Source organism: Methylobacterium sp. Leaf111 (assembly GCF_001423285.1).
Taxonomy (GTDB): domain Bacteria; phylum Pseudomonadota; class Alphaproteobacteria; order Rhizobiales; family Beijerinckiaceae; genus Methylobacterium.
This window is the reverse complement of sequence record NZ_LMNE01000067.1, coordinates 131,772-144,749: the sequence shown is the minus strand read 5'-3', so window position 1 is coordinate 144,749 and position 12,978 is coordinate 131,772. Positions and strand designations below refer to the sequence as shown.

Here is a 12,978-nt window from a genome sequence, read left to right as displayed (position 1 = left end):
GGATAAGCAGTCGATGATCGACGAGGCGGTCGCGATCGCGAGTGCGGCACGTTGGAACGTCGCGCGCGTCGAGAGGCATATCGTTGGCCTGCTCGAGTACGAGGACTTTAACGCCGCAGCCTTCCCGCGGCTCATCGCTTCGACCCGGGTGAACGTCTCGAGAGGCGAGCATGCCCGAACTGATTTCAGCCGTTCGGCCAACCCGCTGATCCTGCATCGCAAGGAACAGCTGGTCATGCAGGATGATCCGCGCGTCAGTCGATGGGCCGAGACGACCCGAAAGCTTGTCGAGAGGGGCCTGTTCAAGGACAGTCACGCCATCGGACGACAAGCAGTCTGGAACGATCGGCTCGTGCAGGCGGGACTAGCCGCGCTAGGGGACGAGGTGGTGCCCGCATGACCGGCGCGACCGTTCACCGCCATCGGACAGCCATGGTGCGGCACACCCTGTCGCAGCCGATGTCGCTCGCGGTTCGTCATAGGATGGTCCGGCCAGGCGTAACGGTGTTCGACTATGGCTGCGGCCAAGGCGACGACCTGCGGGCACTGGGCGCGGCGGGTGTGGAGGCGGTAGGTTGGGATCCGCACTTCGCACCCGAGGCGCCACGGCATGACGCCGAGATCGTCAATTTAGGCTTTGTCCTAAACGTGATCGAGGATCCGGTCGAGCGGGTTGGTGCCCTCAAGGGGGCGTGGGCGCTCGCGACGCGCGTCCTCGTCGTCTCGGTTATGATCGTCGGCGCCGTGCCCGTGGACGGCCTGCGTCGGTTCGGCGACGGGTACCTAACGGCTCGGGGCACCTTCCAAAAATACTTCCAGCAGGCAGAGCTCAAGGCGATGCTGTATCAGGTGACGGGGGTCGAGCCCGTCGCCTTGGCGCCGGGCATCTTCGCGCTCTTCCGCTCGCCCGAAGACGAGCAGGACTTCCTCCTTGAGCGACGGCGCGGACGCCGAGCGTCTACCTGGACTTACCGCGCCGATCGTCCAGCCAGAACCGCCGCCGAGAGACCACAACTTGCGGATCGGATAGCTAAGGCCATCGGCGCCATAGCTAGCTTCGCGCTCGAGCGGGGGCGGTTGCCCCATCCCGACGAGGTGCCCTCGGACGTCCATGATCTTCTTGCCGTCGAGCGTGTGTCGTTCACGCGGGCGATCGAGGCTAGCCACGATGCAGGCATAGATGCAAAGCTGTATGCGCGAGCGGCGTCCGAACGGCGCGAGGACCTACTAGTCCATCAAGCGCTTAATATCCTTAACCGGTCCCACACGGCCGCGCGGCCGAGCCCTGCCATGGTGCGCGACATTCGTCAGCACTTCGGTAGCCAGCAGCAGTTCGGTGAGCAGGCGCTCGAATATCTCCACGCCCTCGCCGATCCGCAACGCACAGTCACCGCCATGCAGCGCGCCTCCGATGCGGGTCTGGGCACGATCGACGAGGATGGACGCCTAGTCATCGATAGCGAACGCGTCGCCCAGCTCGAGGGTGTGCTGAGGTGCTACGTCGGGTGCGCGCTGTATCTGTCGGGCGACATCGAACAGGAGCACATCGTCCGGCTCGACCCGCTTCGTCGTCGCACCACTCTCTTCCCGCTCACGGGAAGGCGCCAGCCGTTCCCTAAGACGCTAACGTCGATAACTATAGACCTGAAGCGACAGGATGTGATCGTCCGCAACGACCCCCGCATCCTGGTACGCAAGGCAGATGTTTTTGGCATGGGACGGCGATCGCGCCAGCGATCTGCTGAAGTTGAGCATCGTGCAGCTACCGGCATCGGTGAGGCGAAAGTTCTGGCCAAAACGTAGACGTGAATACGTATCCTCTACGATTGTATTAGAATTTCCGAAATTACAGGCATCTTCTCAAGCTCTCTCTTCATCGTTGGTACGTCGTATTCGCCATATCGATCGCCGACCGAACGATGTGAGTGCCCAGTGATAGCATCGGTCACATCTCCAGCGAGATTATGGTTGCGTGCCAAAGTTTTGAAACGATGCCGCCAGGAGTGGTTGGGTGCGAGCCTTGGGTCTGTAAGCCCGAGATTGCGAACCCAGCGGCTGAGAATTTTGGTCCCATTACCCCCGCGCTTGCCGAATTTATCGGGCAACAGATTCGGGAAGATAGGCCCGGCCTTCTGTTCGCGCACGAATTCGAGCAACCCCGCCGCGACGAGCGCAGAATGCAGGGGCACGGTTCGTTCCGAGCCGACGTTCTTTAGCGACCCAGCCTCAGCGTCAAAGCGCATCACCGCGATACCGTCGACTTCGGTGAAGTCCTCTACGCGCAATTGGCACACCTCTGAGAGCCTCGCGCCGGAGTAGGCGCACATTAGCGGCACCCAACGTTTGACGGGGTCGCGCTCAGTCGCAGCTGCCCGTAGGATCTGAGCGGCCTCGGCGTCCTTGAAGCCGCGCTTACCCTGGCCGGGCTTCTGCTTGACGCTGATGGTAATGCGCTCGGCGGGATTCTCTACAAGCCGTCGGTTGTCGACGCCCCATTGCAACACGGCTCGCACCGGCGCCAGGCGGCTTTCGCGGATGGTCTTCGCGGACAGCCCCGACGCCACGAGGCTGTCCTTCCAGGCGACGAGCTTGTCGGCTGTAACCTGCACGGCGTCGTCGTCACCGAGGAACGCGGCGAGTTGCTTCAAGACCCGCGTCCAGTCGTAGACCGTTTTCTCGACCGGATCACGTTCGGTGGCCCATCCCTTCACTAGGTCATCGAACGGAACCTTCGACGCCCGCGTCGACACGCACGACGCGGGCGCTCGGCCCCGGGACTGCACCCGCCCGGGCGCTGTCTCCTCCACCATGCTGCCGAGCGCGTATTGCTCGAGCGTCAGACTCGCCCGCTGAATGGCCGCCGCGATAGCCTTGGCAAACGTCAGGCGTCCGACCTCATCGAGCTGCAGGCCCTTCTTCGCGATTTGGGTATCGGCCTGCTTGAGGCACCAAGCCTCCATCTCGTCCTCGCCCCGGTCGGCGTACTCGCCGTGGAGAACTTGATGGACGACATCGGGACGGCCCCACAGCCCGACTCGGCGACGTTGCCAAAGACGCGGGAAAAGCTCCGTGCGCCAGAAATTCGAGCTCGGGTTATCGCGATGGAGGGTGATCCAACGGTCGTGAGCTGGCGCGGCAAGCTCATGCGCTTCGCGCTCACTCAGCTCCTTCGGGCCAGCCTGAAGGGTCTCCCACCGCTGTTCGATCTCAAGGAGGGCCTTGGCATGACGCCGTCGGGCCTCCTCCGGATCGTGCGTCCCGAGGCTTACCTTTTCGATCGACTTGCCCACGAGGGCACGCAGCCGGACCGGCACAGCCTTGCGAACATAGTAGATGCCGCTGTCGGGATGTTTCCAGGGACGGGCCATTGGCAAAGGCATATGTACCACCCGAATGTACCAGTCGGGCCGTACGAACAAGTTGCGTATCAGCAACTTACCGTCATGATTGAGCTTTTAGCAAGCGTGGCGGAGAGGGGGGGATTCGAACCCCCGATGCCCTTGCAGGCATGCCGCATTTCGAGTGCGGTGCATTCAACCGCTCTGCCACCTCTCCGCGAAGGCGCCTCGATGAGACGGGCGGTCACTAGCACGAGTGCTCCGGCTTTCACAAGCGGGGATCGCGGGAAAGCGTGGCCAAGGAGAAGACGAGGGAGCCGGCGGTGTCGCGGTTCGGATGCGCCGGGGTCTTCAGCGTTGCTTAACCGGGGCGGTGCGACGGTCTGCGGGACGCGAATCGGAAACCCGTCGGCGACGCCTTGGACGCCGTACGGGGATTGACAGGATCGGGAAGCCCAGGGATGGCATCGGACGCCGCTACTGCCGTGATCGCCGTCCTGGCCGGCTCCGCGCCCCTGCATCTCATCCGCGTCCTGGCCCCCCTCGGCTGCGTGATCCGCCCCGTCAGCGGCCTGCCCCAGGATCTCGCGACCGATCGCGGCCCTCTGCCGGCCTGCGACCTGATCGTCGTCGAGGCGGGCGCCCAGGAGTCCTGCGCAGTGCTCGCGCTGATCGCACGGGTGCGCGGCCTGGGGGCGCAGGCTCGGACGCCCATCCTGCTGATCGCGGCCGACGATGCGCCACCGGTCCGGCGCGCGGCCGCGGCCGCCGGGGCCACCGATCTCATGGCGTATCCGGTCGATCCCTTCGATCTGCGGACCCGGGTCGGCAACCTGATCGAACTCGCCCTCGCCCGCCGGGCCGCCGAGCACCAGGGCCGGCTGGCGGCCCACACCGTCGAGCGGGCCGTCGTCGAGGCCGCAGCCCGGGAGCGGGAGATCATCCGCCGCCTGATGCTGGCCGCGGAGTTCCGCGACGACCAGGCGGGGGGCCACCTGACCCGCGTCGCCGGCTGCGCCATCGCGATCGCCGAGGGCCTCGGCCTCCCGGAGCAGGAGGCGAACGACATCGCCTTCGCGTCGACCATGCACGACATCGGCAAGATCAGCATCCCGGACCATATCCTGATGAAGCCGGGCGCCCTCACCGAGGCCGAGCGCGAGGAGATGAAGCAGCATGCCCTGCGGGGCTACCGCATGCTCCACGACAGCCCGTCCCACCTGCTGCAGCTCGCCTCCGACATCGCCCTCACCCATCACGAGCGCTGGGACGGCGAAGGCTACCCCCAGGGCCTGAGGAACACCGAGATTCCCCTGGCCGGCCGGATCATCGCGGTGGCCGACGTGTTCGACGCCCTCATCTCCGAGCGGGTCTACAAGAAGGCCTGGTCCCTGGAGCGGGCTCGCCAGCACATCGAGGCACAGGCCGGGACGCATTTCGATCCCGACTGCGTCGCCGCCTTCGTCTCGCGGTGGACCGACATTGTCGGCCTGATCGCGGAGCATCCGCCCGAGAACGCGGCCGCCTGACCCCGGCCGGACGCCGCGGATCCCGGCTCAGCCGGCGAGACATCACCGGATCCGGAGGGCGACAGAAGGCCGGGATCCTGTTACCGCTGCGGCGAAACAGGCATATACTAGAGGCATCTACGTCCGCTATCCTCGATTGTCCGCAGGGGCGGTCCCCGTCGTCTTGCTGGGACGCCGCGGTCGCGGGCTTCGGGATTTCAGTGGCATGGCATGCATGATGGACGCTTCCCGCGAGACAACCGCGCCCCTCACCGATCCGCTGCTCCTCGACAACCAGCTCTGCTACGCCCTCTACGCGGCCGCCCACCGGATGACGAAGTCCTACCGCCCGATGCTGGAGCGGATGGGCCTGACCTACCCGCAATACCTCGTCCTCCTGGTGCTGTGGGAGACCGACGGCATCACGGTTTCGGAGATCGGGCGGCGCCTGCGCCTGGATTCCGGCACCCTGACCCCTGTCCTGAAACGCCTGGAGGTGGCGGGCTTCCTCGTCCGGAGCCGACGGCGCTCCGATGAGCGCGAGGTCGAGATCGCGCTCACGCCGCGCGGACAGGGGCTCCGGGCCGAGGCGGCCGCCGTGCGAGAATCCGTGATGTGCCAGCTCAACATGTCGGAGCCGGAGGTGCAGGCCATGCGGGCCGACCTGAACGCCCTGATCGAGAACCTCAGTGCGGCCGGGTAACGGACCAGAGCGCCGGCCCCGCACCCCGCCGAGCCGCCGAGCCGCCGAGCCGCCGAGCCCGGCTTCGGACGCCGCCGCTCCCTGGAAGGCCGGTAATTTTGCCGGGTAAGTTTTTCTTGAACCGAACGGGACAGGGCCGCTAAGGCGGTGCTGTCGAGCGCGCGATGCCGCGGACAAGCCCTCGTTCACAACCTGTGCGGGATTGAGCGTATCGTGGATTCCCACCGACCGGTTCAGCAGGCCATCACGACCCCGTCCCGGGTTCCGGCAAACGAATTCCCCGGGCCGTGCCCGTCGATCGCTGGCGTGTCCGGGCCAGGACGCATCAGGGTCGAACTTGCCGGTCGGTCCGGCGTTTCCGACCGATGAGTGCGCATGCGGGCGAAGCGGATCTGGCCCCGCGACGGCAGGTTGGTGTTCTGCCGTTCCGGCGAATGCCCGATGGCGGCTTCATGATCATGCTCATCACCTCGCGGGAGAGCCGGCGCTGGGTGATCCCGAAGGGCTGGCCGATGAAGGGGCGCAAGCCCTACGACGCCGCCGCCCGGGAAGCCTACGAGGAGGCCGGCCTCCTCGGCACCGTCGGCAAGCGTCCCCTCGGCTTCTACCTCTACGAGAAGCGCCTGAAGAGCCGCGATGCGGTCCTGTGCCAGGTGAAGGTGTTTCCCCTTGAGGTGCGCAAGCAGCTCAAGCACTGGCCGGAGCGCCATCAGCGCGAGGATCGCTGGTTCAAGCCGTCCGAGGCGGCCGACGCCGTTGCGGAGGCGGGGCTCGCCGCGATCATCCGTGCCGCCTGCAAGCGGGAAACCGGCGCCCTTGCCTGAGACGGGCGGGCGACGTCCCCGCCGCGCCCGTGGGAATTCGGCCACCGACCCGAGAGAAACCGACACAATTCGCTGCGATGCGATTGCCAAGGGGATGATGATCGGCTAATTGCCCGTCCGTCCGGTTCGCACGGCCCTCGCCGCAACCCAGGACGTTTAGCTGCTGTAGCTCAGTGGTAGAGCACCTCATTGGTAATGAGGAGGTCGACAGTTCAATCCTGTCCAGCAGCACCATTATTCTCCAACAAAAACAGCGCGTTCGGGGTGATGGTGCCGACTGCCGCCCGGTCCGGCTTTTAGTCTGGGCAGCACGCGGGCGGTCCAGGTTCGGAACGCGGTTTTCGCACCCTTGCGTCAGCCGCCCGCACGCCCCGTACGACCCTGCTATCGGCCGTTCGAAGCCCCCCCGACCGGCAGCGGATGGCGGAAGCGGACACGGGGCGAAGCAGGGTGTAGGACCGTGCATGGGTCTGGAACCGCCGGCCTTGGAGCATTCCCATGAAACGCGCGACCCTATCGCTGGTGGCCATCAGCCTGTTCATGGCGGCGCATGCGAGCGCGCAGAGCCTTCAGCCTCCATCCGATGGCCCGAGCACGCGCGAAGCGCCACGCACGAAGCGTGAGCGTGATCTCGGCCTGGACGGGAAGCCACGCGGGCAAAGAGAACTGTCGGCTCCGGACCGGGACGGGTACTCCACCGAGGAGCCCGATGACGAGGAGGACGACGATCTCGGGGAGGCCCTCCGTGGGGCTCAGCCCGCCGAGCCGCAGGCCCGTTGATCGTCTGCGGACCGCATGCGCTCTCCGATCCTCGCCCTGGTACTGGCCGTCGCGATCACTCCCGCCGCCCGCGCTGAGCCGGCATCGACCCTAGCCGGGCTGTGGCAGGCTCTCGGCTCGTGTTCGCAGTCGGTGGGGGGCCCGGCAGGCTCGGCCGGCTCAGAGGTCACGGTGCTGCTCAGCATCAGGCGTGATGGCAGCCTCCAGGGGCAACCGCGGATCACGCACGCGAAGCTTACGGGCGACGATGCGGCTCAGAAAGAGTTCCTCGCTGGCGTGCTCGGGGGCATCGCGCGTTGTTTCCCGCTCTCGATCACGGACGGTCTCGGCGGTGCCGTCGCGGGGCGCCCCCTTCGCCTGAGGGTCATGAACCGAGCGAGGGAGCGCGGCGCCTGAAACGTTGCCGCATGCACAAGCTTTGCCGACAGCCGCTAAGAGAAGCCGGGCGATGATATCGTAACCATGTCACGCCGCGCATATCGCTATGGAAATCGCCTGCCGCATTGCGGCAGCCTGGGCAGCAAGTCTGGACTGCGGAAGATGCTTTGATACGGCCTCCGGCAGCGGGAGGGCGAAATGGGAAGCGACGTTGAGGCCGATGTCGTGATCGGCTCTCATGCCGCAGCGTATCCGGCATTCGCCAGATCCGAAGCAAAGCGTTCTGAGCGAAACGCAGACGCGCAGGATCCATCTGCCTTACGGTCGCTCGGAGCAGCGCATTCGTGTGGCAGCCCGTCAGCTCCCGCGGATCGTCATGTCCGCGCCGTCGGCAGCTCACTACCCTGCGTCGCCTGGATGTGCGCGTTCAGGAGGTTGTCCGTCCGGTCCGAACCGAGGACGCTGGAATCGCGGCGGAGGGTCTGCTCTCCCGCACGATGGCCGTGTCCCTGCTCCCGAACGGGCTCGGGCAGACCCAGCCGCGCCTCGTTTCCCTCGCGGGGGACACCCTTCGCCTGAGCACCGCGTCGCCGATCCGCTCCGGCGGCCGGGAGGTCGCCTACCACCTGAGACAGGGCGCCGCTGCCGCAGCCGCCGCCCGTTCGGGCCTGCGTCGCCACGCAAGGCCCCTTGTGGGCGATGATCCGGGGCGATTTGTCGGAACGCCGCGACGGGGTACTCTCTCGCCAGGGAGATACGCCGATGACCGCCTCAACGACGGCCGCCAGGGCCGCGCCATCGATCTATGACCGGGACCTCGACCGGAACCCGGCGAATTACCAGCCGCTGACGCCCCTGAGCTACCTCGACCGGTCGGCGCGGGTCTTCCCGGATCACTGTGCGGTGATCCACGGCCCCCTGCGGCGCAGCTATGCCGAGCTCTACGCGCGCTGCCGCCGCCTCGGGGCGGCCCTCGCGGCACGCGGCATCGGGCGCGGCGACACCGTCGCGGTCGTCCTCGCCAACACGCCCGAGATGATCGAGGTCCATTACGGGGTGCCGATGTCCGGCGCCGTGCTGAACACCCTGAACACCCGCCTGGACGCCGCCGGTCTCGCCTTCTGCCTCGACCACGGCGAGGCCAAGGTGCTGATCACCGACCGGGAATTCTCGAAGGTCGTGGCCCCGGCGCTGGCCCAGGCCCGGGTCAAGCCCCTGGTGATCGACGTTGACGATCCGGAATTCACCGGCCCCGGCACGGCGGTCGGCAGCCTCGGCTACGAGGCCCTGCTGGCGGAGGGCGACCCGGCCTGGGACTGGGCGATGCCCGGCGACGAGTGGGACGCGATCTCGCTGAACTACACGTCGGGCACCACCGGCGACCCGAAGGGCGTGGTCTACCACCATCGCGGCGCCGCCCTGCTCTGCCTCGGCAACGTCATCACGGGCAACCTCGGGCAGCACCCGGTCTATCTCTGGACCCTGCCGATGTTCCACTGCAACGGCTGGTGCTTTCCCTGGACCCTCTCGGTGGTCGCCGGCACCCATGTCTGCCTGCGCCAGGTCCGGGCCGGCGCGCTCTTTGCGGCATTGGCCGAGCACGGCGTCACGCATCTGTGCGGCGCGCCGATCGTGATGCAGCTCCTCTTGAACGCGCCCGCGGCGGAGCGCCGCCCCCTGCCCCGGCGGGTCGCCTTCCTGACGGCGGCCGCGCCGCCGCCCCAGGCGGTTCTCGGCGCCATGGGGGCCGCCGGCTTCGACGTCACCCACCTGTACGGTCTCACCGAGACCTACGGCCCGGCCGTGGTGAATGCCTGGCATCGGGACTGGGACGCCCTCGACGACGAGGTCCGCGCCGCCAGGATGGCGCGCCAGGGCGTGCGCTATCCCGTGCTCGAGGGCTTCGACATCCGCGATCCCGAGACCTGCGAATCCGTGCCCGCTGACGGCGAGACGATGGGCGAGGCGATGTTCCGCGGCAACGTGGTGATGCGCGGCTACCTGAAGAATCCGAAGGCGACGCAGGCCGCCTTCGCGGGCGGCTGGTTCCGCTCCGGCGACCTCGGGGTCAAGCATCCGGACGGCTACATCCAGCTCAAGGATCGCTCGAAGGACATCATCATCTCGGGCGGCGAGAACATCTCCTCCATCGAGGTGGAGGACGCCCTGTTCCGCCACCCCGCCGTCTCCGCCGCCGCGGTCGTGGCCCGCCCCGACGCGAAGTGGGGTGAGACCCCGATGGCGTTCGTCGAGCTGAAGCCCGATGCCACCGTGGAGGCCGACGTCCTCATCGCCTGGTGCCGCGAGCGGCTGGCCGGCTACAAGCTCCCGCGCCACATCGTGTTCGGAGAGTTGCCGAAGACCTCGACCGGCAAGGTGCAGAAGTACCTGCTGCGGGAACGGGCGAAGGAGACGTGAGCGGGCGACGGCCCCGCCCGGCGCCCGCTCACGGTGGGGCCGCGAACCTGCGATGGACCAGAGCCGCATCATCCGTCGTCAGGCTGTAGAGCGTCTCGATCGTCCGATCGAGATTGGAGCGAACCTCTCGGAAGCGCTCGATCGCCTCCGCCCGGACCTTCACGCTGGGATTGGCATTGAGGCGCGCACCCAGCTGCATCAGGTGTCCGACCTGGGCGACGATCGCAGCGTGCGTCCGCGCCTCGCCGGCATCTCCGAGGTCGAGCAACTTGATCGGCAAGGCGGCGAGTTCGTTCGTTCCGACATTGTTGTTGGAGCTGGTCAGCTGGAATCGCCATTGCAGCAGCCGGCTGTTCAGGCAGGCGAGGATGTATTTCGGGGACAGATCGCAAGTCGGTGCGACGACGACCGCGTTGGTCGAATCGGCGAAGTACCAGCCCGGCTCCGAGAGGGTCGCGACGATCCGATGCCGCTCGTCGACGCCGGTGATCCTCTGGGTCGCGATGCGCCGGACGCCGACGGCATCCGGCGTGATGTGGGCCTGCTCGTAGCGCGCACGGTCGAACCATTCGACGCGCCCCTGGCTCAGGATGCGATGGATCGCGTAGGCGGAGACCTCCACGCCCTTCAGGAGCCTGCTATGTCGGGGATCGTCCGTGATGTAGGCGCGGTAGATCGTCTGGTTGATCTCGCCGCGCGCGATCCGAATCCCCGCGATTCCGTCGAGGCGCGCGACCGAGTTCGCCTGATGCAGCTTCTTGGCCAGCTCCCATGAGACCTGATCGGTGATCGGGATCGGCAGGCCCAGGGGATCGATGGCCGCCAGTTCGCTCCGTCGCATCGTGACGTCCCGGGAGGGATCGTCGAACGACGCCCGGGGATAGACGTGGAGGCTGATGCGCGGGTTGTGCTTGCGCCGGGACGGCGGGCGCTTGCGGCCTCCGACGATCACCGTCGACAGCTTGGCATCGTAGAAGACGCGATGCTGGCGGATGTCCTTCTGGGGAAAGGCCCGCGCGTTCAGCTCGTCGACCTGATCCAGGACCGCGAGGCGCGTCGTCTTGCAGCTGAAGTCGGCGAGCAGCGCCAGGGGCACGATCATGCCCAGGGAACCGTTGTGCCTGACGAGCTGCAGGCTCTGGATCAGGAAGAACCGGAACAGGTTCAGCTTGCCGCCCTTCGCGGCGTCCAGTCGGTCCGTCCGGGCGAGGTAGGCGCGGAAGACATCGTGGGGCCAGGAGGCCGCGCCGCGCTCCTTCTCGATGACGTCGTAGGGCGGATTGCCGATGACCGCGTCGAACCAGCCGCGGGCACGGACCTCCGGAAACGACAGCTCCCAAGAGAACGGTTTCGCCTCGGTGATCCGCAGGCCGGCCGGCAGAAGCGCGTGGGCATCCTGTCCGACGAGGCTGTTTCCGACATGGATGTTGCCGGTCAGGTCCGGAAGAAACGTCTCGTTCGGGAACAGTACCCTCTGCCGCCCCAGGGTGGATTGGGTCTCGCCCTCGAGGATCTTGAGATAGATCGACATCTCCGAGACTTCGGTGGCCTGGCGATCGATATCGACGCCGAAGATACAATCCTTGGTGATGCGCTTCTTCAGCTCGCTGGTCAGCTTCAGGTCGCCATGGGCGTCGAGATAGACGGATTTGCCGTCCCGCTTGTCCACGTTGAGATGGTAATAGTGGATATGCGCCTGAAAGAGCATTTCCAGTGCACGGATCAGGAAGGTTCCGGACCCGCAGGCCGGATCGAGGATCCGGATGCGACGCATCTGTTCCGGCGTCTTGCCGTCGAGGAGCGGCGCCAGGGCGCCGTCGACGATGTGGGCGACGATGTGCTCGGGCGTGTAGAAGACGCCGCCCTGCTTCCGGATCTCGGGCTTCGGGGTGACGTTCCCCTGTTCGTCGATGACCGAACCGAGGAAGCGCTCGTAGACCGACCCCAGGATCTCGATCGGCAGGGTGCTGAAGAGATAGGGCGACTCGTCACCGGCCAGATGATCGATGAAATCGGCGAGCCATCGGTCATCGACCACGCAGGACTCGACGAAGTGGGCCGGCGCTCCGGCCCGTCCATAGAGCCCGCCGTTGAAGGCCGCCCGCATGTTCGCCTGGTTGCCGACGATCACGGTCCACAGCTCGCCCTTCCGGCGTCCGTGCCGTTCCCAGAGCGCCAACGCCTGCCGGAGCGTCTGGAAGGTATCGATATCGCGGTCCTCGCAGACCCTCTGAAAGATGAGGCGATCGAGGATCACCTGGACGGCCTCGTTGATCGACTCCACGTCCCAGTGCAGGGCTGCGTTGTGCCGGATCAGGGACTCGGCCAGCCGGGCGCGCTCGCCTTCGAGGTATTGCAGGAAATCGGTATCGACGGCCCGGTTGCGGTCCGGCTTGATCAGCCAGAGTTGACGGTCGGTCCGGGAGGTGACCTTGGGCAGGTTCTGGATGAAGGCTTCCAGGGAACCGGCCGCGACGGCTTGCCGTGACAGCAGGTCCCAGATCTTGGGCGCCGCATCCCGGTAATCCTGGTAGCAGAGGCGCCAGCCCGGCACGACGCTGAACGGCTTCTCCCGACTCGGCTTCCCCCCGACGACGAACAGGTTCAACTCGTCGAAATTCGTCGTAAGGCCGATCCAGAGACGCAGGTTGTAGACGTAGTTCTGCAGCTGGAACCGGTGGTTCTCCAGCTTCTCGGGAAACTTCTTCGCCTCGCAGACGAAGCGATCGAACCCGCCGATCCGGAAGACGTAATCCGCCTTGCCGTTGATGACGCCGTCATAGGCCCTGTACTCGACCCGCACGTCGCGCATGAAGGGCGGGTCGTCCTTCGTGTTCCTGACGTCCCAGCCCAGTGCCTCGAAGAACGGATCGAGGTACTCGTTCCGCAGCGAGTACTCGTCCAGCCCCTTGCGATATTCCGGACGATACTTCGCGAAGCGCTGGCACAACCGGTCCAGGACGACGAGAAACTGATCGAACTCGCGGCCTCGCTGCAGGTCCATCCGAAACACTCCAACGCTTGCGCAT

10 protein-coding genes and 2 tRNA genes are annotated in these 12,978 nt (G+C 66.4%); 9 read left to right on the top strand and 3 right to left on the bottom strand.

Going from position 1 to position 12,978, the window contains the following annotated elements; genetic code table 11:
* Positions 1 to 13 precede the first annotated feature (13 nt).
* Both ASF41_RS25485 and ASF41_RS21220 read left to right on the top strand, forming a co-directional pair.
* On the top strand, positions 14 to 400 hold the full coding sequence (locus ASF41_RS25485; protein ID WP_162242143.1) for a hypothetical protein: 387 nt from the start codon (positions 14 to 16) through the stop codon (positions 398 to 400).
* Positions 397 to 1,803, top strand: coding sequence for a DNA phosphorothioation-associated putative methyltransferase (locus tag ASF41_RS21220; RefSeq protein ID WP_162242142.1), 1,407 nt, complete (start codon positions 397 to 399; stop codon positions 1,801 to 1,803). The genes ASF41_RS25485 and ASF41_RS21220 overlap by 4 nt, the downstream gene beginning before the upstream one ends.
* Before the next feature lie 17 nt (positions 1,804 to 1,820).
* Here the strand turns inward: ASF41_RS21220 and ASF41_RS21215 are convergent, their stop codons facing one another.
* Together ASF41_RS21215 and ASF41_RS21210 are read right to left on the bottom strand one after the other, a co-directional pair.
* On the bottom strand, positions 1,821 to 3,434 hold the full coding sequence (locus ASF41_RS21215; protein WP_244479740.1) for a site-specific integrase: 1,614 nt from the start codon (positions 3,432 to 3,434) through the stop codon (positions 1,821 to 1,823).
* Positions 3,435 to 3,465: 31 nt separating this feature from the next.
* A tRNA-Ser gene (locus ASF41_RS21210) sits at positions 3,466 to 3,555 on the bottom strand.
* 244 nt (positions 3,556 to 3,799) lie between these two features.
* On the opposite strand from ASF41_RS21210, the gene ASF41_RS21205 reads away from it, so the two are divergent.
* The 7 genes from ASF41_RS21205 to ASF41_RS21175 all read left to right on the top strand — a co-directional run bounded on the left by ASF41_RS21205 (position 3,800) and on the right by ASF41_RS21175 (position 9,949).
* Complete coding sequence (locus tag ASF41_RS21205; protein WP_056212088.1) at positions 3,800 to 4,867, top strand: HD-GYP domain-containing protein; 1,068 nt, start codon at positions 3,800 to 3,802, stop codon at positions 4,865 to 4,867.
* Positions 4,868 to 5,084: 217 nt separating this feature from the next.
* Entirely contained in the window at positions 5,085 to 5,549 is a 465-nt protein-coding gene (locus ASF41_RS21200) for a MarR family winged helix-turn-helix transcriptional regulator (protein WP_200917550.1), read from the top strand.
* A gap of 365 nt (positions 5,550 to 5,914) precedes the next feature.
* Positions 5,915 to 6,373, top strand: coding sequence for an NUDIX hydrolase (locus ASF41_RS21195; protein ID WP_056212083.1), 459 nt, complete (start codon positions 5,915 to 5,917; stop codon positions 6,371 to 6,373).
* Between the two features lie 159 nt (positions 6,374 to 6,532).
* A tRNA-Thr gene (locus ASF41_RS21190) sits at positions 6,533 to 6,607 on the top strand.
* Positions 6,608 to 6,871: 264 nt separating this feature from the next.
* Positions 6,872 to 7,153 carry a hypothetical protein gene (locus ASF41_RS21185; protein WP_056350857.1) on the top strand — a complete coding sequence of 94 codons (282 nt, stop codon included), beginning with the start codon at positions 6,872 to 6,874 and terminating at the stop codon, positions 7,151 to 7,153.
* 15 nt (positions 7,154 to 7,168) lie between these two features.
* A complete protein-coding gene (locus tag ASF41_RS21180) occupies positions 7,169 to 7,549 on the top strand; it encodes a hypothetical protein (RefSeq protein ID WP_056496726.1) in 381 nt (126 codons plus the stop codon).
* 744 nt (positions 7,550 to 8,293) lie between these two features.
* Positions 8,294 to 9,949: an acyl-CoA synthetase gene (locus ASF41_RS21175; protein ID WP_056496723.1), complete on the top strand. Its 1,656-nt coding sequence runs from the start codon at positions 8,294 to 8,296 to the stop codon at positions 9,947 to 9,949.
* 28 nt (positions 9,950 to 9,977) lie between these two features.
* Here the strand turns inward: ASF41_RS21175 and ASF41_RS21170 are convergent, their stop codons facing one another.
* On the bottom strand, positions 9,978 to 12,953 hold the full coding sequence (locus ASF41_RS21170) for an Eco57I restriction-modification methylase domain-containing protein (protein WP_056496718.1): 2,976 nt from the start codon (positions 12,951 to 12,953) through the stop codon (positions 9,978 to 9,980).
* Positions 12,954 to 12,978 lie beyond the last annotated feature (25 nt).